Genomic DNA, 26,167 nt, shown 5'->3' with positions numbered 1-26,167 from the left:
GAATAGTTTTTAAAGAACACTATGTCATATGATTAATAAATTCTTACATATAAAAAACAGACCTTTTAAGTAAAGAGGTCTGTTAATGATTTCAACTCTTATTTAGCAAACGCGTGGTTACCAATTACTGCTACTGTTTGACGTGTCGTAATCCATTTGTCTGTTGATGTTTTTGGATTGTAAAAATAAAGCCAATCAGAATGTATTCCATTTGTGGATATAGCTTCTTCTACTGCCATTTTTGCTTCTGGGCTTGCAGGCTGATTAATTCTTCCATCTGTAACAGGAGTAAATGCATAGCCGTGTTTAATAGGTTCATAAATAACACCTGTTATTGTATTTGGAAAACCTTTTGCGTTTACACGATTTAGTATAACTTTTGCTACAGCTACTTTACCTTTATAGGATTCGCCACCGGCTTCAGCGGTAACTAAGCGTGCCATTAAGTCTTTTTCTTTTTCTGAAATGCTTGAGTTAATTTTTAAATGTTGTCCTGTATAAAGCTTGTTTCCGATTGTATTGTTAATTTGTTTTATAGATTGAACGGTAACATTGTAACGCTTTGCTATCGTTTCTAATGAATCTCCCTGTTGTACTTGATAAATAATTTGTCCAGAAATCTTCGCAGGTTTAGTGTTTTGACGAACGGTGATTTCATTTGAATTCGTGGACCCTGGAATATGTAACTGTTCACCAATAAAAGTTCGATCGTTGCCTTTATTATTAGCCTGTTTAATGGATTGTATTGAAACCCCGTATTGTTTACTAATGCCCCAAAGTGTATCATTCTTTTTTACTGTATGAATGGTAGATGCTTCAGCTGTACTTTGATGACATACGAATGTAATTACAGCTGCAGATAAAGGGAGTATTTGTTTTATTTTTAATAATTTCATTGTAAATCCTCCTAGGAAAAATAAGGTTAAACTGTTAAGTAATGTAGTTTTAGATGTGTATATGCGTAATATATTAATGTAAGTATATTAGCACATATAAAATGAATAATCACTATAAGTTTCTTATTCATGTAGTGTAGAGTCCGAATATGAAATATTGCATATGAAAATACATTGAAGTTCATATTTCTGATTACTATAATCTATTTAGTAGAAAGGGAATACATTATATAAATATAATAATTATAGACAAATATAATGATTATTAATTATTAATAGGAGGATTGATGTAATGAAAATATTTCAAAAAATGTGTGCGTCAACTGTAATCATTACAACACTTTTAGGAACAGGAGGCACTGTCAATAGTGTACATGCTGATTCTATAGAACAGCAGAGTAAATTAGAGATAGAACAAGAAACAGATAAGCAAATCATTGTAAAATTCAATGCGGATTTGAAATTACCATATGAAGATGGTATTGAAAAACAGATACAAGCTCAAGCAAGTGATAAAGTACTAGAAGATCTTTTGATAGAATATCCAAATGTAACATTCACTCGTTTATTCACATCTGTAAGTCCAGAAGAAATACAAAACCTTGAAGTGAAAGCACCCAATAATGTATCTACAAGTTTATTAAACTACTACATTCTTCAAACTCAAAATGGTGAGCAGAAAGAAGAACTAGTAGATAGGTTAAAGACATCTTCTTTAATAGAAGATGTGTATATGAAGAAACAAGAAAAAATAACGCCACCGGAAGTGCAACCATCAAGTGTAGCTCTTATTCCTAATAACAATCCTAGATATAAAAAACAAGGTTACCTTGATGCGGCACCATACGGTATTAATGCGCCTTTTGCCTGGGGAGTCCAAGGTGGTAATGGAAGTGATATAACCTTTGTTGATATGGAATATGGATGGCTATTAAATCATGAGGATTTAGTACATCAAAATATTGAATTAATGTCTGGAAGAAATATAGATCAGCATGTTGGACATGGAACGTCTGTACTAGGGATTGTATCCTCTGAGGATAATGAGGTTGGGAATATTGGGATTGCGCCAAAAGCGAAAGCGAAAGTGATTTCTCAAATAAGAGATAACGGACAGTATAATACAGCTGATGCAATATTAAGTGCTGTAAATCAGTTAGAAGCTGGGGATGTTTTATTATTAGAGGCACAAGCTTCCTTTGATGGATATGGTGATAAATATTTACCTGTTGAAATACAACCAGATATCTTTGATGCGATTCGTGCTGGTACAGATAAAGGTGTTGTCATTATAGAAGCTGGAGCAAATGGTTGGAATGATTTAGATCAATTTAAAGATAGAAATGGTAAACAAATTTTAAATCGTAATAGTAAAGATTTTAAAGATTCAGGTGCAATTATGGTAGGAGCAGGCTCTTCATCTTTCCCTCATGAGCGTATGTGGTTTTCGAATTATGGAAGCCGTATTGATGTGTATGGCTGGGGAGAAAACGTAGATACAACTACAGCTGAGCAAAGTCGAAGTGCTGTAAATCTTTATACATCTAGATTTAGTGGCACGTCGAGTGCTTCGCCTATTATTGCCGGAGCAGCGACTTTAGTACAAAGCATTGCTAAAGAAAATTTAGGACAACCATATAGACCGAGTGAACTAAGAGCAATATTAAGCAACCACAACACAGGAACAAAATCTAAAGATCCATATTCAGATAAAATTGGTGTTTTACCAGATTTGAAGTCTATACTAGTAGATTTAGGGTATGAACGAAGAGAACCGAACGGTGGGAATGAGTTACAAGTAACAGAAAATGAACCAAATAATGAACCTAGACAGGCAAATAAAGTCTCCTTTCATACACCAATGAAAGGAAAACTAGATAATCGTGATAAGGTGGATGTATTTACTTTCCAAATTGACTCACCAGAAAATATTAATATTTCTTTATTAAATGAACAAAACATTGGAATGACATGGGTACTTCATCATGAATCAGATTTAAACAACTATGTAGCATATGGTGAAAATGAAGGGAGTGTAGTTAAAGGAACTTATAATGCAAAGCCAGGTAAATATTATTTATATGTCTATAAGTATGAGAATAAAGATGGTTCATATGTATTGAACATAAAATAAACGAAAGGAACTTCAGATGAAGTTCCTTTAAATGTTTCTAATTTAGTATATGTGAATGATTTTTTAACTTTACTTCTATGCAATATTTCATATTGATAAAATGTTATTTATTTTTTATGAACTAGCTTATATTATATTCAATAAGTTTGATATAAAACAGAAAAAGGAGGAATAATAGTGAGCAATAATAATTTTATTTTGAAATTATTCATATGTATTATAATATTTAGCACATCTGTATTTGCTTTACATGATAAGCGAGTCGTTGCAGCTAGCCCTGTTAATGAGCTTGGAAATTGGTCAAAATGGATGCAACCTATACCTGATAACATCCCATTGGCACGAATTTCAATTCCGGGAACACATGATAGTGGTACGTTCAAATTACAAAATCCAATTAAGCAAGTATGGGGAATGACGCAAGAATATGATTTTCGTTACCAAATGGATCATGGAGCTCGTATTTTTGATATAAGAGGACGTTTAACAGATGATAATACGATAGTTCTTCATCATGGGCCATTATATCTTTATGTAACATTGCATGAATTCATAAGCGAAGCGAAACAATTTTTAAAAGATAATCCAAGTGAAACAATTATTATGTCTTTAAAAAAAGAGTATGAGGATATGAAAGGGGCAGAAGGTTCATTTAGTAGTACGTTTGAAAAAAATTATTTTGTGGATCCTATCTTTTTAAAAACAGAAGAAAATATAAAACTTGGAGAATCTCGTGGGAAAATTGTACTACTAAAAAGATATAATGGTAGTAATGAATCTGGAGGGTATAATAATTTTTATTGGCCAGATAATGAGACGTTTACGACAACTGTAAATCAAACTGTACATGTAACAGTACAAGATAAATATAAAGTGAGTTATGATGAGAAAGTAAAATCTATTAAAGATACGATAAATGAAACGATGAACAATAGTGAGGATTTAAATCATCTATATATTAATTTTACAAGCTTGTCTTCTGGTGGTACAACATGGAATAGTCCATATTACTATGCCTCTTATATAAATTCTGAAATTGCAAACCATATAAAACAAAAGAACCCTACAAGAGTAGGCTGGATTATTCAAGATTATATAAATGAAAAGTGGTCACCATTGCTGTATCAAGAAGTTATAAGAGCGAATGAGTCACTTATAAAAGAATAAAGATGATGAGAGTAAGAAGCGATAAAATACGTCGCTTCTTTTTGTTTTTCAAAAACCAACATTGGATATCATACTTTCATGATAGAAAAAAATAAAAACATACGATATAATCATACATATAAAATTTGTACCTATAAATTTTATATGTATGAATGAATTTGATTTGTTGTAATGAAATGGAGGTATATACTATGAAGTTTTCACATGATTTTTTATTCGGAGCTGCTTCAGCTTCTTACCAAGTAGAAGGTGCATGGAATGAAGATGGAAAAGGTGTTACGAATTGGGATGAGTTTTCAAAAATTCCTGGCAAAACATACAATGGAACAAATGGTGATGTAGCTGTTGATCATTATCATCGATATAAGGAAGATGTTCGCTTAATGGCTGAAATGGGGTTAGAATCGTATCGTTTTTCTATTTCTTGGGCGAGAATATTGCCGACTGGAGATGGAGAGGTAAATGAAAAAGGAATCGAATTTTATAACAACTTAATTGATGAATGTTTAAAATATGGGATTGTACCGTTTGTCACTTTATATCATTGGGATTTACCATTACCGTTAGAAAAAGATGGTGGATGGACGAATAAACGAACAGCAGAAGCTTTCGTAAAATACGCAGAAATTTGTTTTAAGGCATTTGGTGATAGAGTTAAACATTGGATTACTTTTAATGAGACAGTAATGTTTTGTGGATTAGGTTATTTAAAAGGTGCACATCCACCAGGAATACAAAATGATGTTCCAAAGTATTTTCAAGCGACGCATTATGTATTTTATGCGCATGCGAAAACAGTTGCGGTGTACAAGCAGCTGAAACAATATGGGGAAATTGGGATTACACATGTTTTCTTACCTGCTTATAGTGTGGATGGTCAAAAAGAAAATATACTGGCAGCAAAGCATGCGAATCAATATGAAACGTATTGGTATTATGATCCAGTTTTAAAAGGTGAGTATCCGTCTTATGTTGTACAACAATTAAAGAAAAAAGGATGGACTCCTAATTGGACGGTTGAAGAATTAGAAATCATTAAACAAAATGCTGAAAAGAATGATTTTATTGGCTTAAATTATTATCAACCAATACGAGTAGAAAGATACGATATGGATATAAATGGCGGGGAGCATTCTCGAGAAAACTCAACACTTGCTCCAGGTAATCCTTCTTTTGATGGTTTTTATCGAACAGTTAAAATGGATGATAAAACATATACGAAATGGGGATGGGAAATATCTCCCGAAGGTTTCTTAGATGGATTGCATATGTTGAAAGAGCGTTACGGTGATATAAAGATGTATGTAACGGAAAATGGACTTGGTGATGAAGATCCAATCATTGACGGAGAAATTGTAGATGTTCCGAGAATTAAATTTATTGAAGAGCATTTAAAAGTAATAAAGCGTGCAATTGAAGAGGGGATCAATTTAAAAGGTTATTATGCATGGTCAGTGATTGATCTTTTAAGTTGGTTAAATGGATACAAAAAGCAATATGGCTTTATTTTTGTCGATCATAATGATAACTTAAAACGTAAGAAGAAACTTTCGTTTCATTGGTATAAACATGTGATCGAAACGAGAGGAGAAGAGTTATAATAGATAAAAGAGTATTTTAGGAGAAAGTGTATGAGTGCAAAGTATAAACAGATTGCAGATGTGTTAGAGCAAAACATTCGAGACGGGCTTTTTAATGAAACGAAAAAACTACCTACAGAAGAAGCGTTAATGAATCGATTTGAAGTAAGCCGTAATACGATACGTAAAGTAATTAGTCAGCTTGTAAATAGAGGCTATATTTTTCAAGTGCAAGGTAGTGGCATGTTTTTACGCGAAACTTCTGTAACAGATTATATTAATTTAGGAAGTTTACGTGGATTAACGAAAAATCTCGTTTCGCAAAATATTGAAACGAAAGTGTTAGAGCTTGAAGTAATAGATGCGGACGAAGAAATCGCAAAGCGGATGCAATGTGAAGCTGGAACTAGGATATATTTTTTGAAGCGTTTAAGAATTGTAGATGGAAAACCATTCTCTATTGAAATAAGTTATTTCAAAAAGGATATTATTCCATATTTGAATGAAGAAATAGCATTAAGTTCTGTATACAGTTATTTCATTGAAGATTTACGATTAAATATTGGTTTTGCCGATAAAGTTATTAGTTGTGAAAAAGTAAATAAAGAAAATGCCCAGCTTTTAGAATTGAATGAAGGTGATCCGGCGCTTCTTATTGAAAATACAGTGTATCTTGTAAATGGAACAATTTTCGAGTTATCTCAATCAATGTTTCATTATGAAAAGACTAAACTTTTAAACCGAATTAATTTCAAATGAAAATTAGCATAAATAACCCTGCGAAAAAGCAACTGTTCATAAGTGATCAGTTGCTTTTTATTTTTAAAGTGGATGAGCAAAAAAACATAAAAGTGGTTGGTCCGTTTTTTACAAACATCCATTATGATAAGAGAAGAAAGGTAGTATGTTATTAACGTTTTGAAAGGGAAGTTCTTAATTAAAATAGACTGGCCTTAGAGAGGTGAAAATACAATGATTTTTGCAATTTCACTAGTGGTTATTATTGTAATTGGATCGCTGTTTGGGACCGTGCTAGTTGCACGAAATGTGGAGGAGAATTACGGCAAGTCCACAAAGAGAAATGTGAAAAATTTATCAACTATTTATATTCTTCTTCTTTTTGTACTACTTGTTGGGGTAACGTGGTATGCGGTAGTGATTTAATAGTTTTGAAAGAAAAAGGTTAATATTGTGTATGATGGAGGAGTATGATTTTGATAAAAAATGAACGCCACGTTTTAATTGTTTTTCCACATCCAGATGATGAGTCATATTGCGTGGCAGGTACAATTTTAGCTTATGCGCAGCGAAGAGTTCCTCTTACTTATGTTTGCTTAACGTTAGGTGAAATGGGGAGAACTATGGGAAATCCTCCTTTTGCAACACGTGAATCATTATATGCTATAAGAGAGAAGGAACTAAAGAAGGCTACAAATATTTTAGGGATTAAAGATGTACGTATGCTGGGATATCGTGATAAAACTCTTGAATTTGAAACGCCCGGAGAGTTAAGACGTGTCATACAAAAATGTGTAGAAGAATTGAATCCTTCGTTAGTCATTTCTTTTTATCCGGGATATGCTGTTCATCCAGATCATGATGCAACAGGAGAAGCAGTAGCCGAGGCGTTAGCTAATATTCCAGAACATAGAAGGCCAACATTTTATGCGGTAGCTTTTTCAAATAATCATGAAGCAGAAATAGGTCCTCCGCATTTTAAAAATGAAGTGAAAGAATATATTCCAAAAAAGCTCGAGGCATTGCAAGCACATGCATCTCAATTTGCGACGAAAGTAACGGAACTGAAAAGAGAGTATGAAGAAGGCGGACGAGAAACAGTTGAATGGTTAGAAGAAGAACCGTTTTGGATATATCCATTTAAGGATAAGAAAATGTGACTGATTTATACTATTATTACTTGACTAAGGGATAGTTCGTTTTAAGAGGGGGACAACAGGGTGGAATGGAAACCAAATCGTGCAGATAAGACGCCTGTATATAAACAAATAGCGGATTATATTGAAAGGGGTATTTCTTCAGGTGAGTTTCCTTCTGACAGTAAGTTACCTTCTGAGCGTATGTTAGCGAAAGAATTACAGGTGAACCGAAGTACAATAGTAGCTGCATATGAAGAATTAAAATCACTTGGAGTAGTAGAACGGCAAAAAGGAAGCGGGACACGGGTGAATACAGACATATGGGGTGTTTCACATAAACGAATACCGAACTGGGGTAGGTACGTTGAGGATGGATCGTTCTTACCTAATGTACCACTCGTTCAACAAATTAGAACGGAAACACAAAAAGACGACTTAATTAATTTAGCGAGTGGTGAATTGTCACCAGAATTGATTCCGAGCGATAGATTCCGAACGATTTTGTCGGAGAAAACATTTATGGAAAACCTCGGTTATGACCATCCACTTGGTAATGAAATGTTGAGAAAAACAATTGCAGCACATGTTCAGCAATATAAACAAATTGAAGCAGATTCGAATTCTATCCTTATTACATCTGGCGCACAACAGGCACTTAACCTTATCGTGCAATGCTTATTAAAACCTGGCGATGCGATTGCAATTGAAGATCCGTCGTATTGTTTTTCATTGCCGATGTTTAAATCTGCTGGCTTAAAAATATTCCATCTACCTGTTGATCAGCATGGAATGAATCCAGATGACTTAATTGATTTGCATAAAAAGCATCGTATTCGCATGGTATTTTTGAATCCAGATTATCAAAATCCAACGGGAACTGTGCTGTCATTAGCAAGGCGTAAAAAGATTTTAGAACTGTCTTGTGAATTTGGTATACCGATTGTAGAAGATGATCCGTATAGTTTAACTTCATTTAATGGAGAAGTGAATCCTACATTAAAATCAATGGATCAAAACGGGAATGTTCTTTATATAAGTTCATTATCAAAAATTGTTGCATCAGGATTACGTATTGGCTGGGTAATTGGCCCTACGCGTGTAATAGAACGTTTAGCGGATGCAAAACAGCAAGTTGATTTTGGCCATAGTGTATTTACGCAGTGGGTGGCAAATCAATTTTTAGAATCAGAAGATTTTCATGCACATATTACAATGCTCCGCAGACAATTGAAAGAAAGAAGAGATGTGTTAATTAGAAAGCTTGAAGAAATATTAGGGGACCAGGTTGAATTTTTTGTTCCAGAGGGTGGAATACATTTATGGTGCAAAGTGCAAGGAACGTTTGATGAATATCATTTATTAGGTGAATCTATACGAAATGGTGTAGCGTTTGTCCCGGGAAGTGTTTTAGGTACTAAAAATGAATATATTCGTTTTACTTTTGGGAGAGTAGATGTCGAACAAATTCAACTGGGAATTACGAGGTTTGCGGAAACGTTACATGAGATCTCATAATAGTGGTGCGTAATATTGAAATGAGGGAGAGAAATGAAGTACGCGGCGCTGTTACTGCAAGTAGGCGTGCTATATGTATTTAGCTTAGTTGGTACGTGGATTCAGGGAGTATTCCATCTATCAATGCCAGGAAGTTTAATTGGGATGTTAATGCTGTTTCTGCTCCTTTCTACTCGTATTTTACCATTAAAGTGGTTTGAGGAAGGTGCGGAAAAGTTACTCGTATTTTTACCGTTATTTCTAATTCCTTCGACAACAGGGCTGATGGAATTCGGGTCTTTTCTTTTCGGTAATGGGAGTATTATATTCCTGTTAGTAGTTGCAAGTACGGTAGTAACTTTAATTGTTTCAGGATATATAAGTCAATTATTAGTAACATCAAAAAAATAAAATCGACAAGGTGCACGATGCAAAATGGTCTTAATTATTATTACTGTAGTAATGTATGTATTGGCGACAAAGTTATATAAAAAAATTCCGTTTCTATTTATGTTACCGGTGTTAACAGTTACAGCGAGTATGATTTGCTTATTTTTAATTTTTGATATTTCTCATCATGAATATAGGGGAAATGGGGGAGATATTCTTTCCAGCTTATTAAGTCCTGCAATTGTAGCGTTAGCGATACCTTTATTTAAAGAGCGAAACATACTTATGAAAAACTTTTTGTCGATACTTATCGGTGTAGCGGTAGGTATAGTGGTTTTAACGAGTATGAATGTAGTGATTGGCGGGATGTTAAATATAGATAAGGAACTCATAGTAACGACACTGCCGCAATTAGCGACGATGCCTATTGCTATTTCATTAGCGGATCAAATTGGCGGTACTCCATCTATGACTTCTAGTTTTGTAGTTGTTGCAGGAATAACAGGTGCTATTATCGGACCAACAGTACTTAAGTTTTTCCGAATAACAAGTACGATTGGAAAAGGAGTAGGGATGGGCTGCGCATCACATATTATCGGTGTGAGTCGTCTCGTGAAGGAAGGCGAGAAAGAAGCGACAATCGGTTCGGTGACGATGATTGTAACTGGAATACTTATTAGTATATTCATACCGTATGGAACGAAATTTATATTTTAAATTATAATGGAGATGTTGAAAATGACAACATGGTTTATAGTTACATTATTTATTTTTGGAGCTATTAAAGTATTAGTTTCTAGTATGCCAACTTCTGTTGTAGAATCAATTATTAGTAGATTTGAATTACATCAAAAACTTGAGGAAGAGAATACCTCTATATCGATAGATGGAAAGAATATAGAGGGAGAAATGAAACGACAAGTTATTCATGAATTTAATGAAGCTTTATTTTTAGATAAACATTATTTCCCACCACATGGTGAAGGAACACCACTTGTTATTGATACGAAGAAAGGGAATAAAGAGATTAGATTTTCTCTATATAGCCATGAGGAACATGTTGATGTAATAAAGCAATATAAGAAGAAAATCGTTGCTTATCGTTTACGTTCAAAAAGTCTTCAAACTCTTGCACCATTAGCAATAACTGAAGAGTATGCTTAGGAAGAGATCTATAATGGTCTCTTTATTTTTGTATGAAGAGATATACTTTCCAAATGAAAGAAAAGAAAATCATATAGCCAAATAAAGAATATGTATGATTCCAATCTATATTATGAATAAAGAAACCGAAACTTTCAGCAACCTGTTCAAAAATGCTAGCACAAATACCTATTGAAATAATAAGTAGACTTCTAGAAATTGTAGATAATGTTTTGGAAATTTGTATAAAAACAGCTGTTAAAATCGGTAGTACAAACAAAGTAAAGCCAATGTTAACTGAAAATATAGAGGAGAATGGTCTAACTGGAAAGGAATATATTTGTTTCGCAACAAAGAAAGCATCTAGGCAAGTTCCGATAATAGAAGAGAGTAATATTGTAACTGCTAATGCTAGAAAATTATTCTTCTTCTCGAAGGAGGACGTTTTTCTTTGCAAGAATGGCGAGTTCAATTTTTTCGAGTGTTTTACAGTAGTCTTCTGTAATTTGTCCATTTATATTTTCCTCCTTATCTACTAAGTAATTTACAACTTGCCAGTCCGTAAACCAATCTTCATTGTCAACTTCTTCATGCTTCATATCTCGCCATGCATAGATGAGTGCAGGACTGTATATACGATAAGCGCCACTACGCAACTGGCATTTCTTTATTCGACGCTTATAAAACTCACGGGAAAAAGATTCATTGACACTTGAAAATAAATAAGGCCAGTAATCTTTCCTTGACCCTGTATGCGGATGGTGCTGGGCCCAGCTTATTATTTGAGATAAAACATGTGTGTCTCGAAATAATAATGAATACAACCTTTTTCCAATTAAGATTCGTTCGTGTAAGGAAGTGAAATGTTTCATTGTATCACCAAATAGTAATACTTTGTGTTTCTTATCATTTTCGTAGAATGGGAAAAGAATATGATTAAATTGAAAGAAATCAAAGAGTTTAAATCCAATACTATTAAGTACAGTCTTTTTAAATTGTATATTTTGAATCACTCTTTTTTCTAAGTAGTTTTGTTCATTAATAATAGTTGCAATGGCTAATGTTTTTTTGTTACCTGTTTTCCAAAAATCGTTCCACATCGTTTCCATAAATGTAGAAACATTTAGGTGAGGGAGAAGGTGAAATAGCTTTTGTGCTCTTTTTACACTTTGTTCATAAAGCAGAAATTGAGGATATACATCTTGGAAAATAAGCCAATTCCCTCTTTCTAAAAAAGAAAAAAATGTGATTTGATCTTTTTCTGATAAAATTTTCGTATATAAATCGCCCTTCAAATCAGTCATATTCCAACCGCCGTTACGTGATACCATATGCCCAAGTAGTGCCCAATGTATTTCTGGATATTGAATGTAAAATTGGTAGTATGCGCGTGTTCTTGTCACATTATTTTTATTTAGCTGTTCTGTTTGTATTTTTATGTTGTTGATGATGAGTTGCTCTTCTTTCGTTAATTTATACATTGTGCCAGAATGAATGAGCTTACTTTTTTGTTTCAATTCATTTTTTACATCGAATAGGGAGAGAGGCAGGGCTTGGGAAGGTCCGTTATATGTATGATTTGAATTACTTCGGTACATTCCATTACCTCCCTTTTCATAAAATTAAACATGATTACTGGCTATGAATCATTCTATTTATTTTATTACGAGTATAAGAAATAAATGAGCGGTGTTTTTTACAAGGATTTAGTTATCATGCAAAAAGTATAAAAAATCTTACTGTTGTAAGGTGAAATAAAAAACAGAAACTATGTTTAATAGTTTCTGTTTTTTATTTTTGTCAATTAAATGTAACAAACGATGATTATGATTTAAATCAATTGAAAATAATTCAATACATTTTATGAATACAAATTTAATTGAAATGTGTGGTAGGAGGAAAAGAAATGCTAAATAAAATAATTTTAATTACTGGTGGTACAGGTTCGTGGGGACATGAACTTATAAAACAACTATTAGAAAAATCACCGAAAGAAATTAGGATTTTTTCAAGAAATGAAACGATTCAGTTTGAAATGCAGCAACAGTTTATAAATGATGATAGATTAAAATTTATTATTGGAGATATTCGTGATAAAGATCAACTAGCATATGCTTGCCAAGGTGTACATTATGTATTCCATCTTGCAGCTTTAAAACATGTTCCAGTATGTGAGTATTATCCTTATGAAGCTATAAAAACCAATATAAATGGTACGCAAAATGTAATTGAAGCATCTATACAGATGCAAGTTGAGAAAGTTATATATGTTTCAACGGATAAAGCAGCTGACCCATCAAATACGTATGGGATGACAAAAGCAATTGGTGAGAAGTTAATGGTTCATGCGAATAGGCAAACGAAGAAAACAAAATTCATTTGTGTTCGTGGTGGAAATGTTTTGGGGACGAGCGGAAGCGTGGTACCACTTTTTAAAAAACAAATCAAAAAATCTTCACAAGTAGGGATTACCGATGCAAATATGACTAGATTTTTCTTAACGATTGAAGATGCTGTTGGATTGTTATTTAAAGCCTTATATCAGGGGAGAGGTGGAGAAATCTTTGTTATGAAAATGCCGGCATGTAAAATAACAGATTTAGCAGAAGTGTTAATTGAAGATTCGAAAAAGGGAAACGTGAAGGTAAAAGAAGTAGGGATAAGACCAGGGGAAAAATTAAGTGAAATGCTTTTATCTGAGGTAGAGAGTAAAACAAGTATAAGTTTTGATCAAAATTATTTTGTGGTACTACCGACTATTCCTATAGAAGGGCTTCAAGAATATTATGCTAGCTATCCGCTTGTGGATGTAAAGAGTTTTAGTTCTCAACAAGACTTACTTGCAAAACATGAGGTGAAACAAATGTTATTAAAAGGAGGGTTTTTACGATGAAAAAAAATGCGAGCCTTTTAATAACTGGTGCAAATGGTTTCACAGGACGCCATGCTTGCCAATATTTTTCAGAGCAGGGCTTTCATGTAATTCCTATGTTTCAAAATCGTGCACATAGAGAAAGTATTGGGAATGGTATTACTTGTAATTTAACTAATAAGAGCGAAGTAATGAGGGTAATGAAACAAATAAAGCCAGATTATGTATTGCATTTAGCAGGAAGGAATTCGGTCATAGAGTCTTGGACAGCTGCTCTTGAATATGTAGAGGTTAATGTAATAGGGACATTATATTTATTAGAAGCAATTAAGCAAGAAGCACCTCATTGTAGAACATTGGTTATAGGATCTGCTTTGCAAGCAGATTGTATGAGCAACATAAAAATTTCAAATCCATATAGTTTAAGTAAAACGATGCAAGTCATTATTGCAGAGGCGTGGAGTGAATTAATGAATTCAAATATTATCATTGCAAAGCCCACGAATTTAATTGGTCCAGGAATATCGAATGGCATTTGTTCAATTCTCGCAAAAAAAATGATAGATATAGAATCAGGTAGAAGTAAAGCTGTTATTGAAGTAAACAGTTTAAAAGATAGTAGGGATTTTTTAGATGTACGTGATGCGGTTAAAGCGTATCATGTGTTATTACGAGATGGGATAAATGGAAAACAATATAATATTGGTTCAGGAGTGAAACGATCTTTATTAGATGTACTAGAACAATATAAGGAATTAACACGATTGAATTTTTTTATAGATGAAACAGAGAAAAGTGGGAGCGACTCAAAGGAGATTTTAGTAATAGAGGATATAAGAAGGTTAGGGTGGATCCCAGAAATTCAATTTCATCAATCATTAAAAGATGTACTTGAGTATGTGAAGTGTAGTGACATTTGCATTCAATGAAAAATAAAAAGGGTGTAAGAAATATATGAATGGCTATAAAACAATAGATAATCAAAATACGCTAGTTCTTTTAATTGTTGATATGCTGGACTGGAAAAATGAAGAAGAGCATGTTTTGCGTATCTATGAGGCGATAAATAAATGTCGGGCTTATGTGGAAGGGAAAAAGGATGATAGGAAAAATCTAGTAATAGAAACGGGAACTAGGCTTGTAATCCAAGTCTTTGCTCAGTATGAATGTAGTGAGTATGGAAATGATTTTTATGATCTCATTAAAGACTTTTTGCAAGATATAGGATTTGAATTAAATGTTTATATAAATAATAGTAAGTTTACTTACATTTAATAGATTAGTATAAAACAAGATTTTTAATGATAAAGGTGGATATAAATTATGAATAAAAAGATTCTCTTTACTGGGGGCGGTACAGCCGGACATGTAATGATTAATATGGTATTGATTCCTAAATTCATGGAAAAAGGATGGGGAGTTGAGTATATTGGATCTCAAAATGGAATTGAAAAACTATTAGTTCAAAATGTTAAATACAATAGTATTTCAACGGGGAAGCTTAGGAGATATTGGGATTGGGAGAACTTTAAAGATCCTTTTAAAATAATAAAAGGTTGCATACAAAGTTATAAATTAATGAAACGGATAAAACCAGATGTTATTTTTTCGGCAGGAGGATTTGTTTCCGTTCCTGTAGTAATAGGAGCGTGGATGAATAAAGTACCCGTAATAATACGTGAACCGGACAGTACGTTAGGATTAGCAAATAAAATAGCATTACCATTTACTACAAAACTATGCACAACATTTCCTCAGACAGGAGAAAATGTAAGTAATGAGAAAAAGGTTTATGTAGGACCAATTGTAAGAGAAGAAATTGAGAGGGGCAACGTATTGCGGGGAAGAAGCTATTGTAAGTTTCAGCAAGATAAACCAGTATTGTTAATTATGGGTGGGAGTCAAGGTGCTCAATGGATAAATGATATGGTAAGGGGAAGTTTGGAAACATTACTATTAAATTTTAATATTGTTCATATGTGCGGTAAAGGGAAGGTCGATTCATCTATTGGCATGGAGGGCTATATACAATTTGAATATATAGGGGAAGAGTTGCCACATATACTAAATATGGCGAGTGTTGTAGTTTCGAGAGCGGGTTCTACTGCTATCTCTGAATTGCTATTCTTGAAGAAACCGATGTTGCTTATCCCGTTAACTAACAGTTCCAGTAGGGGAGATCAAGTTTTAAATGCTGAATATTTTTCTCGACAAGGATATGCAGAAGTTATATTCCAAGACAAAGTAAGTACGAATGCATTCATACATGCAGTAAATAAGTTGAATACAAATAAGGAGAGATACATTCAAAACATGAATGGCTATACGAAAACAAATGATGAGGGGATTCATCAATTAATCGATATAATAAATGAAGTGGTGAAGTAATAGAAATTTAAATAGAAAAAACAAAAGGAAAGAAGGTATCTTCTTTCCTTTTTACTATAGTTGTTCAAATTCATTATTACTTATCCCGATTAACTATGTACTATGGGTGAATCCCACTTTTTAGTAGCTCAGTAAATGCATTAATATGAATAGGTTTACTATAATAGTAACCTTGAATAAACTGACATTTGTTTTTTTGAAGGAAAGTTACGTGTTCTTTCGTTTCTACACCTTCAGCAATGACAGACATTCCTAATGTATTTGCTAATGTGATGATTGTTTTAATAATTTCCATTCCATCATCACATGTTTCAGACATTGTAATAAATTCTCTTGGAATTTTTAACGTATCGATTGGATATAAAGGTAAGTAAGCTAGTGAAGAATAGCCTGTACCAAAGTCGTCGATTGAAATGTGAATCCCTAAACTCTTTAGTGTACGCAATTTTATCAACGTTTCTCGCTCATCCATCATTGCAATTCGTTCTGTTAGCTCAAGATCGAGAGAACTTGCTGGTAAACCTGTATTTGCTAAAGTAGAAGAAATAGACTTTACAAAATCCTCTTGTTCAAATTCTTTAGCGGATAAATTTACACCTATTTTTAAATGTGAATATCCGAGTGAGTGCCAACGTTTCATTTGCTCACAGGCTTGCTGCAATGTCCATTTTCCTATTGGAATAATTTGTAGTGTTTCTTCTGCAATCGGAATAAACTCGTATGGAGAGATAACGCCTAATTCAGGATGATTCCACCTGATTAGAGCTTCTGCACCGATAATTTTATTAGATTTACTATCAACTTGAGGTTGATACAAAAGGAACAATTCTTCATTTTGTATTGCATTTGGTAAATCTTTTTCTAATCGTAATCGTCTTTCAATTTTCTTAGCGATAACATCATCATAAATAGAGACAGAGTTAAGTTCTTTTGCTTTCGCATCATACATGGCAACATTAGCGTTTTTCAGAAGTGTAGCGGTATCGATTCCGGAATGTGGATAAATAGCGATGCCGATACTAAGTGATAAAGTTAATGTATGCTCATGTATGACAAACGGTTTTTCTATACTTTCAAATAATTGGTTACATAACTCGAATAAGGAATCTTCGTCAGTATAATCTTCAATTAAGATAGTAAACTCATCACCACCGATTCTTGACAGATGAGTATGTGATGGAAGACAGGATTGGAATCGCTTTGCTACTTCTTCTAATATGTAATCTCCTGACGAATGTCCAAGTGTATCGTTAATTGCTTTAAAGCGATCTAAATCTAAGTATAATAATGCGAACTCACTGTCTGTTGTTTTCACATTTTTTATAACTCTTTTTAATTTCTTATGGAAAAAGGCACGGTTCCCAATTTTCGTTACAGTATCGTGGAATGCTAAATATTTTATTTCTTCTTGCTGCTTTTTTAGTGCAGTAATATCTTTCACCATAATATAACTTCCTGAAATTTGTCCGTCTATCATAATAGGAACGATGGTAACGTATAAAAAATAAGTAAAGCCATCTTTATATTGAGAACTAAGTTGTAAGGATGCCGATTCTTGTTGTTTCACTTTTTCTAATGCAGATGCTAGTTTATGTTTATCTTCTTCTAAAATAATCGAAAAACAAGTTTCACCGAGTAACTCATTCGTTGGTGCTCCCAGTAACATACTCCCAGCTTTATTTACATTTAAGAAGATTCCATGTAAATCAATCGTAAAAATAGGGTCAGGATGATATTCATATAGTGATTTGAATTTTTGTTGTTTTTGAGATAGAGCCTCTGATTTATAAACTAAATCAGAAGTTCGTAAAGTAACTTTTTCTTCTAGTTGAGCATTAAATGCCTGTAAACGTTTTGTTAGAGAATTGTTTTGCAGACGTACAATAGAATGACGAATGAGTACGAAAATAAAAGTAATACAATTTCCTGTAATGAGAGTAGAAGATGCTGTTTGTTCTTTTAATGTAAACCCAATTAGTATCGCAACAGCAAGATAGGGAAATACAACTAAAGCCTTTTTACCTATTATAGGGTTTACAATGAAATAATTTTTATGGCTATTATGGTCTTCTGAAATAGATCCAGCTATTGCTATAAGTAATATAGGTATTCTATATAAAAGACGTAATAATGTTATCGTTTCAGTCGATAAATGATTATTTAAGTAAAAATAAATATAGTTAAAAGTTGCAGAACTTATTAATACAAAAATAAAGATGTAAATTTTCCGTTTGGAATTAAAAATTGTTGGACGGAAAAAAAGACTAACACCTAGTAGAAGAAATAATAAATCTGCAATTGGATATAGAAATGAAAGGAAAACATCTCCTAGTGAAAGAGAGAATATATTTAAATTTGGTTGATTAAATAAATACCACTCCAATGTGAATATGGAAGTAAGTACGATGCATATATCACAAATAAAGAACGCTTTTTCCCATTTATCACATTCTTTTAAGATTTTATAGCAGAAAGCGATAAGACAGAAGAGTAGAAAAAACATGTAAAATACATCAGAAATAGTAAATCGATGTATTGGAATTTCGAAGAAGCTATCTTGATATGTATATACTATTTTCCCTAATAAAAAGCTACCGATTGCTATTGTGATACATATCCAAAACGGATTTGAACTAACTTTTTTAGAATATATAGAGTAAATGAGTGATACAAATGTAATGGCTTCAACGATAAGTGAAGCGAAGCGTACATCCGAATTTGAAAAATGAGTAGGGAACAGATAAAAAAATATAAAATAGATTGAATAGCATATTAATGTTCCAATTAATATATATAGTTGTAAATTTTTATTTAATTTCAATAAAATCACCTTCTTTAACTATGCACTTCATTCGTAATATCTATACATAATAATATTATTTAAGAATTGTATCAGATTTCCTTATAAAAATCATGTTTATACGGAAAGTGTTGAAAAATGTAATACTTCTTAAAGTTAAAAAAAGTATTGTTTTTAATAATATGTACTTCATCAAGATTTTAAATGGGAATTGTATATGTAGTCATCCTTTGAATTCTATAGGTTTTTTAATAGTTCGCAAGTGGATATGCATAATTGCATAAAGATAATACATTCAATGTTATAAAGTATGAACTAAACTTTTGTATGTATTTATTCTCATACTAATGAGGGATTTCAAAAAGATGTTGCGTATATACAATAATATGTAAGCATGTATAAAATTTTTAGTATGGGAGGAAGAGCATGAAGAACTGGGTAAAGTTTCGAACAGCGCGTCCAACTGATCAATTTGAAAAGGTTATAGAATTCTATGAAAAAGGATTAGGCTTAAAACGTATAGGTGAATTCTACAATCATGAAGGCTATGATGGGGTCATGTTTGGACTCCCAGATAAAGGGTATCATTTAGAATTTACAAGACATATAGATGGGAGCCCATGTCCAGCTCCGACAAAAGATAATTTACTCGTATTTTATATGCATGAGGATGGTGAAATGAAAAAGGTGAGTAAAAGGCTACATGCATTGGGTTATGACGAGGTCGAACCTGAAAACCCATACTGGAAAGACAAGGGGATAACGATAGAGGATCCAGATGGTTGGAGAATTGTCTTGATGAAAATAGAAGAATAGAGGGTAACGAAACTAATCAGAACAAGGTTTCAAATTATGATAGGATAAAAATAGAGCAGCTTCCTTCTAAGAAATAAAAATAGAAGGAAGCTTTTTGTTTGTAGTCTGAAAATTTAAATTTGACAATCAATTGTAAGGAATGTAAATTGAGAACGTGTATTCTTATAAATTTAATAGTGTTGCCATTCAAAAGGAATGTATAAATAGGGAGGATTTTTTATGTTATTTCGAATTGAAGATGCAGAAATATACTATGAAATCGTTGGAGAAGGAAACCCAGTCATTATCATACATGGTTGTGCTCCTGACCATAGGTTAATGATGAAATGTATGGAATCGGTATTTCAGAAATATGAAGGTTATAAGAGAATATATATTGATTTACCTGGAATGGGAAAATCAAATGCTCCACATTGGATAAATAGTTCAGATTGTATAGTAGAAGTGCTTATCACATTTATTGAGAAAATCATTTCTACTGAAGAATTTTTATTAGTAGGAGAGTCATATGGAGGCTATTTAGCCAGAGGAATACTCACAAATCTGTTTGAAAGAGTTAACGGATTACTATTAGTATGTCCTGTTGTTGTAGCGGATCCCGAAAAAAGGACTCTTCCAGATAAACAGGTAATTTTACAAGATGAGGAATTTTTAAATAAGCTCACTTCTACGGAAAGAGAGGAATTTTGTGAGTTAGCAGTGATAGCAAATGAATATACATATAAGCGATTTAAAGAAGAAATTAAACCGGGGTTAGATGTTGCTAATTATGAGTTTATTGAAAGGTTGCAAAAAAAATACTCTCTTACTATGGAGTTTCACCGTAAGAAATATGAGAAACCTGTTCTTTTATTAGCCGGAAAACAAGATATATCGGTAGGTTATCAAGATATTATAGAAATTATTGATGGTTACCCAAGAGCGACATTAGCGGTGTTAGATATGGCGGGACATAATTTGCAGATTGAACAACCTAAATTATTCGAGAGTTTAGTAGGAGAATGGATTACACGAACAAAACAACAAAATTTATAAAAAACGAATGAATATTTTCAAGGAAGAAGTATGAATACATATATTTATATGGTTAGGCACGGTGAATCACCAAAATTAGAAGAGGGTGAAAGAACACGTGGTTTAACTGAAAAGGGAAGTTTAGACGTTCATAGAGTAATAGATATATTAAAAACAGAAGGAATCGATACTTTCATCTCAAGTCCGTGTAAGAGAGCTGTATTAACGATAGAAAAAACGGCCAATTTCTATGAAAAAGAAATAGTAATATATGAAAATCTCAAAGAGTGTATGTTTTCCAGTGGAGATCAAGTTATATCAGATAAAGAAGTGTATCCACTTGTAAAGAAGATGTTCGCTAATCCGGACTTTGCACGAACCGAAAGAGAGTCATATGCGGATTGCCAAAGAAGAGTAGTGAAAGTGTTAAAAGAAATATTAATGGATTTTCAAGGACAAAAAATTGTAATTGGTACACATGCGTTTGTAATGACTTTAATGATGCACTATTTTGATAAATAATATGGTTTTGAATTTTTAATGAATACGTCAAAACCAGATATATATAAGATGGAGTTTAAAGATGAGCAATTAATGAATGTAGAGAGATTATGGAAAGCGGAATAAAATTGGTTGCATGTATTTTTTTTAAAAGTTAATTTTATAGTAAAATCTTCTTATTTGAATAGAAAGTATTTTTATCAACTATTTTTAGAATGTTAAATCAATAAGTAATTATTCAGTTTCTGAATAATATAATTGGAAGTTGGCTTAGGGAAACTATTTTAAATATGACAAAACTCCAAACTTTGGATTTCTATTCAATTGGAGAAAAAGATGTAGAATTTTGTCTTACGGTCCCCGTTTACTTTTCATTTCATTACATATAGGCTTTGTGGTGTAAGGGGGGACATTACCTTTACGCAAAATCTATAAGGAGGTCATTGTAATGAAAAAGATTAAAAAGTTTGCGGGAGTTGCTTTAGCGGGGACAATTGGATTAAGTGGACTACTGTTTTTAGAACCAAGTGTAAGTGCTGCGGAAGCACAGCAAGTGAAAGAGGAGAATTTCAATACAATTGATGTATCGATGAATCTAAATGAATTATACGTATTAAGTGGCAGAAGCATTGATGTTCTTTCTGGAGATAAAGAAGCAATTCAGCTAAATAAATACACAATTCGTTTTAGTAAACCTGGGAAGTATGTTATTAGGGTAAATGGTTGTATTTATAACGATGTATATACTTTTATTGTGAATGAGTAGTATATATTCTTAAATTGTGAGATAGAAAAGAAACACCCTATTTGCGGTGAGAATCGTAAATAGGGTGAATTCATTTGTATTAAGTTGTGTTTTATAAATTTTCATTAATTTGCTCTTTGTTTTTGTTTTGTAAAGTATGTAAGAGTGTTTGAAACATCTTAAATGATTGTTGAAAGATTGGACTTTGAATAAAGGTGTACAGAAAAGTTACGATGAAAACAGGGCCTCCTAGCATAAATCCAATAACTAGTACAACGCATTCTACAATGATTCGAGCACGGCTAATAGATAGACCTGTTTTATCGGAAATAGTAAGCATGAATCCATCGCGAGGTCCAGCGCCAATTCCAGCTGCAACATACATACCTCCACCGATACCTGTAATGGCAATACCAGAAAATAAAATGAGTAAGTTTATCCATAAATAATTACTAGCGTTTGGAAGAATATTTGATTGTAAGAAAAAGTCCATAATAGGACCGATAAGTAGTGCATTTAAAAATGTTCCCACATTTATATATTTTCGATCTACTAGTAAAGAAATGAGAACGAGACATAACCCACATATGACACTCCACGTACCAATTGTCCATCCAAACTTTTGGTAGAGAGCCATATTTAAAACTTCCCAAGGATGTAAACCGAGAAATTTAACTTTGACTGCAAGAGCATTTCCAAGGCCGAAAAAAATTAATCCTAAGAAAAAAAGAAAATGGCGAAAGAGAGTTAGCCTCATCTTTAATACCTCCTATATTTTATCCCGCATTATCGGGCAGCCTGATTGGTGAAGGCTGATAATCAATGGGGGATGAACGACCCCCACTGATTAAAGTTTCACATTATAATTATTTATGTTACTTGTTTAAGTCGTAGTGAGCAAATATTATGAATTTTTATTGTTTGTGAAAATGTAAAATGGAATATATATTTTCATAGCCGAAAAAGTTAAAATATTTCGTTTTAAGGATTATAATAGAGAAAGAAGAAAAAAAGGGAGTGAATGAATTTGAAACAGGAACTTATTGAAAGATTTACGAGATATGTAAAAATTGATACACAATCAAATGAAGAAAGTCATACAGTACCAACAACACCTGGACAAATTGAATTTGGTAAGTTATTAGTGGAAGAGTTAAAAGAGATTGGGTTAACAGAAGTGAAGATGGATGATAACGGGTATGTAATGGCAACACTTCCTGCTAATACGGATAAGGATGTTCCAGTAATCGGCTTTTTAGCACATTTAGATACGGCAACAGATTTTACAGGGAAAAACGTAAAACCACAAATCCATGAAAACTTTGATGGAAATGCAATTACGTTAAATGAAGAGCTAAATGTTGTGTTAACACCAGAACAGTTCCCAGAGTTACCATCATATAAAGGGCATACCATTATTACAACTGATGGTACGACACTTCTTGGAGCAGATGATAAAGCGGGTCTTACAGAAATTATGGTTGCAATGAACTATTTAATACATAATCCGCAAATTAAACACGGGAAAATTAGAGTTGCATTTACGCCGGATGAAGAAATTGGCCGTGGACCAGCGCATTTTGATGTAGAAGCGTTTGGTGCATCATTTGCTTATACGATGGATGGCGGTCCATTAGGTGGTTTAGAGTATGAAAGCTTTAATGCTGCAGGCGCTAAATTAACGTTTAACGGAACGAATACACATCCTGGAACAGCGAAAAATAAAATGCGTAATGCAACTAAACTTGCTATGGAGTTTAATAGCTATTTACCGGTAGAAGAGGCGCCGGAATATACAGAGGGTTATGAAGGATTCTATCATTTACTTTCTTTAAATGGTGATGTTGAGCAAAGTAAAGCGTATTATATTATTAGAGATTTTGATCGTGAAAATTTTGAAGCGCGTAAACATAACGTTGAAACGATTGTGAAGCAAATGCAAGAGAAGTATGGACAAGATGCAGTTGTTTTAGAAATGAATGATCAATACTATAACATGCTTGAAAAAATTGAACCAGTGAGAGAAATTGTTGATATTGCATATGAAGCAATGAAAAGTTTAAATATCGAACCAAACATTCATCCGATTCGTGGTGGAACAGATGGATCCCAATTATCGTATATGGGATTACCAACGCCGAATATTTTCACAGGTGGTGAAAACTATCACGGGAAGTTTGAGTATGTTTCGGTAGATGTTATGGAAAAAGCTGTGCAAGTTATTATAGAAATTGTAAGACGATTCGAAGAACAAGCTTAAACAGGAACCAAGTAGTGCAAATGCGCTACTTGGTTTTTTAGTATAATACTCGCCACAAATAAAAAGTTGCGTAAGATTCCCAGTTAATCCAATTTGCCGCAAAATCTTTTATTTCCTGTTTAGTCGGTTTACTTTCAGAACCTGTTATATATTTAATTGCATTGTGCAAGCCAACATCGTCAATTGGAAAAGCGGAAGGAAATCGTAAACAGCGCATTAAAACATAGTTGGCAGTCCACGGTCCTATACCATGTATAGCAGTTAATTGTTTTTCAGCTTGTTTCACGTCTTGTATTTGCAGTAAAGATTCTTTTGATAGTTTTCCTTCTGTAATTAGCTTTGCAATACCGATTAAATATTCGCACTTTCTAGCCGTCATTTTTAAGTTTTTGAGATCCTCTACATGTAAATTGGCAATTGTTTTAGGAGAAGGGAATATCCAATGTTTTCTATCATTCCACTCTACATAATTTCCAAAGTGTTCGACTAATCGTCTTTTTAGTGTATAAGCATATGTGAGGTTAATTTGCTGACCGATAATTCCCCAGGAAAGTGCTTCAAATAAGTCTGGAATACCTAAAGTACGAAGGCCATAATATTGTTCAATTGGTCTTTGAAGGAGTACATCATGTTTAGCTAATGTATAAAAGGGAGTTAAATCAGTAGTTAAATCAAACCACTCTTTCACATAGTTAGCTACAGCTTTGTGTACCGATTCTTCAGATGTATATAATTCTTCTAAAAAACGTATTTGAATATGTCCATCCGTATTCATACTAATTTCAACTAAAGAATTTACATCGTGAACAGGGATAACTTTATAAATTTTGTTATCTTCAATGTGGAACATACATTCATTGTTAGAACGCGATAGATAGCGTAAATTTTCTTGAAAACTAAATTCTGTTGGAACTGTTAAAGTTAATGAGCTAGTATGTTCTGCTGTCATATACATTTTACCCGCGACTTTTCTAATGTAAGCAATTCTTTCTTCATTTCTAATCCACCTCTAAATCCGGTTAGTTTACCATTCTTTCCAATAACACGGTGGCAAGGAATCGTAATAAGAATTGGGTTAGCGGCAATAGCAGTAGCAACAGCACGTACAGCAGTAGGTTTTTGTATTCTTTCGGCAATTTCTGAATAAGAATATATCTTCCCGTAAGGAATTTCACGTACCGCATTCCAAACAGATAATTGAAAGTCAGTTCCGTAAGCATCGATAGGGAATGTAAAAGTTTCTCGCTTACTTTCTAAATACTGGATAACTTCTTTCGTATATGTTTGTAGATAATCTGGATTACAGGTTAATATATGTCGTGGCAATTTTTTTCTAGCCCATGCATTTAATTCTTCTAAGCTTTCGTCTTGAGATCCAATGAAACATAGTCCATTTTCAGTTGCAGCAATATGAAATTGCCAATTCTTATGTGTAAGTAGCATCCAATATATAAATTTATTTTTGTAGGAATTCATTATTGTATCCCTCTTTCATTTCGTTCTTTTTTCGATATTCAGTAGGCGTAAATCCGGTTTTCTTTTTAAATAAAGTTGCAAAATACTCGGGATTTTCTACTCCGATAGCAGTACTAATTTCTTTAATGGATTGATTTGTTTGTAATAGCTGTTCTGCCGCTTTAACAATCCGGAATTGTTGTATATATTCTATTGGGCTTATTCCTGTCATTTTTTTGAAAGTACGTTGTAAATGAAATGGGCTACCATGGCACATTTCAGCAAGTATGTCGAGAGTTAATAATTCATCAAAGTGTTTCTCGATATAATCTTTAATTTGTTCTACCCACTCTTCATTAGGTAAAGTGATTCCGTTTGGCTTACAACGTTTGCACGGGCGAAAGTTTTCGCTTAATGCTTGCTCTGCATGATGAAAAATTCGTACATTGTTTCTATTCGGTATTCTTGATTTGCATGACGGTCGGCAAAAGATTCCGGTTGATTTCACAGCATAAAAGAATTTGCTATCATAGGAAGAATCATTAAGAATAATTGCTTGCCAATGCTCATTTGTTAACATAACTTCTTCATTTTGCAAAGAACATCACCTCTGAAATTAGTATAACCTGAATAAA

At 33.0% G+C, this 26,167-nt stretch carries 26 protein-coding genes and 1 pseudogene; 19 read left to right on the top strand and 8 right to left on the bottom strand.

What is annotated here, in order from left to right; all coding sequences use genetic code 11:
* Window positions 1-98: 98 nt before the first annotated feature.
* The gene (locus tag AAG068_RS18450) at window positions 99-896 is read right to left on the bottom strand and encodes a cell wall hydrolase (RefSeq protein WP_342715391.1); all 798 of its coding nucleotides are present in this window, start codon (window positions 894-896) and stop codon (window positions 99-101) included.
* A 292-nt stretch (window positions 897-1,188) separates the two neighbouring features.
* Between AAG068_RS18450 and AAG068_RS18445 the strand changes: the two genes are divergently transcribed.
* From AAG068_RS18445 to AAG068_RS18400, 10 genes are all read left to right on the top strand, one after another.
* On the top strand, window positions 1,189-3,030 hold the full coding sequence (locus AAG068_RS18445) for a S8 family peptidase (protein ID WP_342715390.1): 1,842 nt from the start codon (window positions 1,189-1,191) through the stop codon (window positions 3,028-3,030).
* A gap of 177 nt (window positions 3,031-3,207) precedes the next feature.
* Window positions 3,208-4,197 (top strand): phosphatidylinositol-specific phospholipase C, encoded by a 990-nt coding sequence (locus AAG068_RS18440; protein WP_342715389.1) that lies wholly within the window; start codon window positions 3,208-3,210, stop codon window positions 4,195-4,197.
* A 191-nt stretch (window positions 4,198-4,388) separates the two neighbouring features.
* Window positions 4,389-5,798 (top strand): glycoside hydrolase family 1 protein, encoded by a 1,410-nt coding sequence (locus AAG068_RS18435; protein ID WP_342715388.1) that lies wholly within the window; start codon window positions 4,389-4,391, stop codon window positions 5,796-5,798.
* 30 nt (window positions 5,799-5,828) lie between these two features.
* Window positions 5,829-6,536 carry a GntR family transcriptional regulator gene (locus AAG068_RS18430; protein WP_342715387.1) on the top strand — a complete coding sequence of 236 codons (708 nt, stop codon included), beginning with the start codon at window positions 5,829-5,831 and terminating at the stop codon, window positions 6,534-6,536.
* Window positions 6,537-6,749: 213 nt separating this feature from the next.
* Window positions 6,750-6,941 carry a hypothetical protein gene (locus tag AAG068_RS18425; RefSeq protein WP_000575326.1) on the top strand — a complete coding sequence of 64 codons (192 nt, stop codon included), beginning with the start codon at window positions 6,750-6,752 and terminating at the stop codon, window positions 6,939-6,941.
* 53 nt (window positions 6,942-6,994) lie between these two features.
* On the top strand, window positions 6,995-7,675 hold the full coding sequence (gene bshB2 / locus AAG068_RS18420) for a bacillithiol biosynthesis deacetylase BshB2 (RefSeq protein WP_342719785.1): 681 nt from the start codon (window positions 6,995-6,997) through the stop codon (window positions 7,673-7,675).
* 60 nt (window positions 7,676-7,735) lie between these two features.
* On the top strand, window positions 7,736-9,169 hold the full coding sequence (locus tag AAG068_RS18415) for a PLP-dependent aminotransferase family protein (RefSeq protein ID WP_342715386.1): 1,434 nt from the start codon (window positions 7,736-7,738) through the stop codon (window positions 9,167-9,169).
* A 33-nt stretch (window positions 9,170-9,202) separates the two neighbouring features.
* Window positions 9,203-9,559 (top strand): CidA/LrgA family holin-like protein, encoded by a 357-nt coding sequence (locus AAG068_RS18410; protein WP_342715385.1) that lies wholly within the window; start codon window positions 9,203-9,205, stop codon window positions 9,557-9,559.
* A gap of 24 nt (window positions 9,560-9,583) precedes the next feature.
* A complete protein-coding gene (locus AAG068_RS18405) occupies window positions 9,584-10,255 on the top strand; it encodes an LrgB family protein (RefSeq protein WP_342715384.1) in 672 nt (223 codons plus the stop codon).
* Window positions 10,256-10,276: 21 nt separating this feature from the next.
* On the top strand, window positions 10,277-10,702 hold the full coding sequence (locus AAG068_RS18400; protein ID WP_342715383.1) for a YfmQ family protein: 426 nt from the start codon (window positions 10,277-10,279) through the stop codon (window positions 10,700-10,702).
* A gap of 22 nt (window positions 10,703-10,724) precedes the next feature.
* Here AAG068_RS18400 and AAG068_RS18395 read toward each other — a convergent pair whose 3' ends face one another.
* Together AAG068_RS18395 and AAG068_RS18390 are read right to left on the bottom strand one after the other, a co-directional pair.
* Complete coding sequence (locus AAG068_RS18395; RefSeq protein ID WP_342715382.1) at window positions 10,725-11,138, bottom strand: CBO0543 family protein; 414 nt, start codon at window positions 11,136-11,138, stop codon at window positions 10,725-10,727.
* Entirely contained in the window at window positions 11,101-12,279 is a 1,179-nt protein-coding gene (locus AAG068_RS18390) for a DUF2515 domain-containing protein (protein WP_342715381.1), read from the bottom strand. The genes AAG068_RS18395 and AAG068_RS18390 overlap by 38 nt, the downstream gene beginning before the upstream one ends.
* Before the next feature lie 308 nt (window positions 12,280-12,587).
* Here AAG068_RS18390 and AAG068_RS18385 point away from each other — a divergent pair, with 308 nt between their 5' ends.
* From AAG068_RS18385 to AAG068_RS18370, 4 genes are read left to right on the top strand one after another with little or no spacing between them, the layout of a single operon-like run.
* On the top strand, window positions 12,588-13,574 hold the full coding sequence (locus AAG068_RS18385) for a UDP-N-acetylglucosamine 4,6-dehydratase family protein (RefSeq protein ID WP_342715380.1): 987 nt from the start codon (window positions 12,588-12,590) through the stop codon (window positions 13,572-13,574).
* Window positions 13,571-14,482 carry an NAD-dependent epimerase/dehydratase family protein gene (locus AAG068_RS18380; protein WP_342715379.1) on the top strand — a complete coding sequence of 304 codons (912 nt, stop codon included), beginning with the start codon at window positions 13,571-13,573 and terminating at the stop codon, window positions 14,480-14,482. The genes AAG068_RS18385 and AAG068_RS18380 overlap by 4 nt, the downstream gene beginning before the upstream one ends.
* A 25-nt stretch (window positions 14,483-14,507) precedes the next feature.
* Window positions 14,508-14,828, top strand: coding sequence for a DUF6572 domain-containing protein (locus tag AAG068_RS18375; RefSeq protein ID WP_342715378.1), 321 nt, complete (start codon window positions 14,508-14,510; stop codon window positions 14,826-14,828).
* A 48-nt stretch (window positions 14,829-14,876) separates the two neighbouring features.
* Window positions 14,877-15,941, top strand: a complete 1,065-nt coding sequence (locus AAG068_RS18370) for an undecaprenyldiphospho-muramoylpentapeptide beta-N-acetylglucosaminyltransferase (protein WP_342715377.1) — start codon at window positions 14,877-14,879, stop codon at window positions 15,939-15,941.
* A 100-nt stretch (window positions 15,942-16,041) separates the two neighbouring features.
* Here AAG068_RS18370 and AAG068_RS18365 read toward each other — a convergent pair whose 3' ends face one another.
* Window positions 16,042-18,762 carry an EAL domain-containing protein gene (locus tag AAG068_RS18365; RefSeq protein ID WP_342715376.1) on the bottom strand — a complete coding sequence of 907 codons (2,721 nt, stop codon included), beginning with the start codon at window positions 18,760-18,762 and terminating at the stop codon, window positions 16,042-16,044.
* Window positions 18,763-19,167: 405 nt separating this feature from the next.
* On the opposite strand from AAG068_RS18365, the gene AAG068_RS18360 reads away from it, so the two are divergent.
* From AAG068_RS18360 to AAG068_RS18345, 4 genes and pseudogenes are all read left to right on the top strand, one after another.
* Complete coding sequence (locus AAG068_RS18360) at window positions 19,168-19,557, top strand: VOC family protein (protein ID WP_342715375.1); 390 nt, start codon at window positions 19,168-19,170, stop codon at window positions 19,555-19,557.
* A 219-nt stretch (window positions 19,558-19,776) separates the two neighbouring features.
* Entirely contained in the window at window positions 19,777-20,592 is an 816-nt protein-coding gene (locus AAG068_RS18355) for an alpha/beta fold hydrolase (protein ID WP_342715374.1), read from the top strand.
* Between the two features lie 30 nt (window positions 20,593-20,622).
* Window positions 20,623-21,198, top strand: a pseudogene (locus AAG068_RS18350) (histidine phosphatase family protein).
* A gap of 322 nt (window positions 21,199-21,520) precedes the next feature.
* On the top strand, window positions 21,521-21,838 hold the full coding sequence (locus AAG068_RS18345) for a hypothetical protein (protein ID WP_048530391.1): 318 nt from the start codon (window positions 21,521-21,523) through the stop codon (window positions 21,836-21,838).
* Between the two features lie 91 nt (window positions 21,839-21,929).
* On the opposite strand, the gene AAG068_RS18340 is transcribed toward AAG068_RS18345, so the two are convergent.
* Window positions 21,930-22,574, bottom strand: coding sequence for a YczE/YyaS/YitT family protein (locus AAG068_RS18340; RefSeq protein ID WP_342715373.1), 645 nt, complete (start codon window positions 22,572-22,574; stop codon window positions 21,930-21,932).
* A gap of 270 nt (window positions 22,575-22,844) precedes the next feature.
* Here AAG068_RS18340 and pepT point away from each other — a divergent pair, with 270 nt between their 5' ends.
* The gene (gene pepT, locus AAG068_RS18335; protein WP_342715372.1) at window positions 22,845-24,077 is read left to right on the top strand and encodes a peptidase T; all 1,233 of its coding nucleotides are present in this window, start codon (window positions 22,845-22,847) and stop codon (window positions 24,075-24,077) included.
* Window positions 24,078-24,114: 37 nt separating this feature from the next.
* On the opposite strand, the gene AAG068_RS18330 is transcribed toward pepT, so the two are convergent.
* From AAG068_RS18330 to AAG068_RS18320, 3 genes are read right to left on the bottom strand one after another with little or no spacing between them, the layout of a single operon-like run.
* The gene (locus AAG068_RS18330) at window positions 24,115-25,026 is read right to left on the bottom strand and encodes a DNA-3-methyladenine glycosylase family protein (protein WP_342719784.1); all 912 of its coding nucleotides are present in this window, start codon (window positions 25,024-25,026) and stop codon (window positions 24,115-24,117) included.
* The gene (locus AAG068_RS18325) at window positions 25,023-25,553 is read right to left on the bottom strand and encodes a methylated-DNA--[protein]-cysteine S-methyltransferase (protein WP_342715371.1); all 531 of its coding nucleotides are present in this window, start codon (window positions 25,551-25,553) and stop codon (window positions 25,023-25,025) included. The genes AAG068_RS18330 and AAG068_RS18325 overlap by 4 nt, the downstream gene beginning before the upstream one ends.
* On the bottom strand, window positions 25,534-26,130 hold the full coding sequence (locus tag AAG068_RS18320; protein ID WP_098667958.1) for a bifunctional transcriptional activator/DNA repair enzyme AdaA: 597 nt from the start codon (window positions 26,128-26,130) through the stop codon (window positions 25,534-25,536). The genes AAG068_RS18325 and AAG068_RS18320 overlap by 20 nt, the downstream gene beginning before the upstream one ends.
* Between the last annotated feature and the right edge of the window lie 37 nt (window positions 26,131-26,167).

The organism is Bacillus paramycoides (assembly GCF_038971285.1).
Lineage (GTDB): Bacteria > Bacillota > Bacilli > Bacillales > Bacillaceae_G > Bacillus_A.
The sequence above is the reverse complement of the archived record's forward strand: the minus strand, read 5'-3'. Positions and strand labels throughout refer to the sequence as shown.

What these genes read in the sequence shown, in the direction of transcription:
- AAG068_RS18450 (WP_342715391.1), bottom strand. Translation starts at nt 896, where the DNA reads ATGAAATTATTAAAAATAAAACAAATACTCCCTTTATCTGCAGCTGTA.
- AAG068_RS18445 (WP_342715390.1), top strand. Translation starts at nt 1,189, where the DNA reads ATGAAAATATTTCAAAAAATGTGTGCGTCAACTGTAATCATTACAACA.
- AAG068_RS18435 (WP_342715388.1), top strand. Translation starts at nt 4,389, where the DNA reads ATGAAGTTTTCACATGATTTTTTATTCGGAGCTGCTTCAGCTTCTTAC.
- AAG068_RS18430 (WP_342715387.1), top strand. Translation starts at nt 5,829, where the DNA reads ATGAGTGCAAAGTATAAACAGATTGCAGATGTGTTAGAGCAAAACATT.
- AAG068_RS18425 (WP_000575326.1), top strand. Translation starts at nt 6,750, where the DNA reads ATGATTTTTGCAATTTCACTAGTGGTTATTATTGTAATTGGATCGCTG.
- AAG068_RS18410 (WP_342715385.1), top strand. Translation starts at nt 9,203, where the DNA reads ATGAAGTACGCGGCGCTGTTACTGCAAGTAGGCGTGCTATATGTATTT.
- AAG068_RS18405 (WP_342715384.1), top strand. Translation starts at nt 9,584, where the DNA reads ATGGTCTTAATTATTATTACTGTAGTAATGTATGTATTGGCGACAAAG.
- AAG068_RS18400 (WP_342715383.1), top strand. Translation starts at nt 10,277, where the DNA reads ATGACAACATGGTTTATAGTTACATTATTTATTTTTGGAGCTATTAAA.
- AAG068_RS18390 (WP_342715381.1), bottom strand. Translation starts at nt 12,279, where the DNA reads ATGTACCGAAGTAATTCAAATCATACATATAACGGACCTTCCCAAGCC.
- AAG068_RS18385 (WP_342715380.1), top strand. Translation starts at nt 12,588, where the DNA reads ATGCTAAATAAAATAATTTTAATTACTGGTGGTACAGGTTCGTGGGGA.
- AAG068_RS18380 (WP_342715379.1), top strand. Translation starts at nt 13,571, where the DNA reads ATGAAAAAAAATGCGAGCCTTTTAATAACTGGTGCAAATGGTTTCACA.
- AAG068_RS18375 (WP_342715378.1), top strand. Translation starts at nt 14,508, where the DNA reads ATGAATGGCTATAAAACAATAGATAATCAAAATACGCTAGTTCTTTTA.
- AAG068_RS18370 (WP_342715377.1), top strand. Translation starts at nt 14,877, where the DNA reads ATGAATAAAAAGATTCTCTTTACTGGGGGCGGTACAGCCGGACATGTA.
- AAG068_RS18360 (WP_342715375.1), top strand. Translation starts at nt 19,168, where the DNA reads ATGAAGAACTGGGTAAAGTTTCGAACAGCGCGTCCAACTGATCAATTT.
- AAG068_RS18355 (WP_342715374.1), top strand. Translation starts at nt 19,777, where the DNA reads ATGTTATTTCGAATTGAAGATGCAGAAATATACTATGAAATCGTTGGA.
- AAG068_RS18345 (WP_048530391.1), top strand. Translation starts at nt 21,521, where the DNA reads ATGAAAAAGATTAAAAAGTTTGCGGGAGTTGCTTTAGCGGGGACAATT.
- AAG068_RS18340 (WP_342715373.1), bottom strand. Translation starts at nt 22,574, where the DNA reads ATGAGGCTAACTCTCTTTCGCCATTTTCTTTTTTTCTTAGGATTAATT.
- AAG068_RS18330 (WP_342719784.1), bottom strand. Translation starts at nt 25,026, where the DNA reads ATGACAGCAGAACATACTAGCTCATTAACTTTAACAGTTCCAACAGAA.
- AAG068_RS18325 (WP_342715371.1), bottom strand. Translation starts at nt 25,553, where the DNA reads ATGAATTCCTACAAAAATAAATTTATATATTGGATGCTACTTACACAT.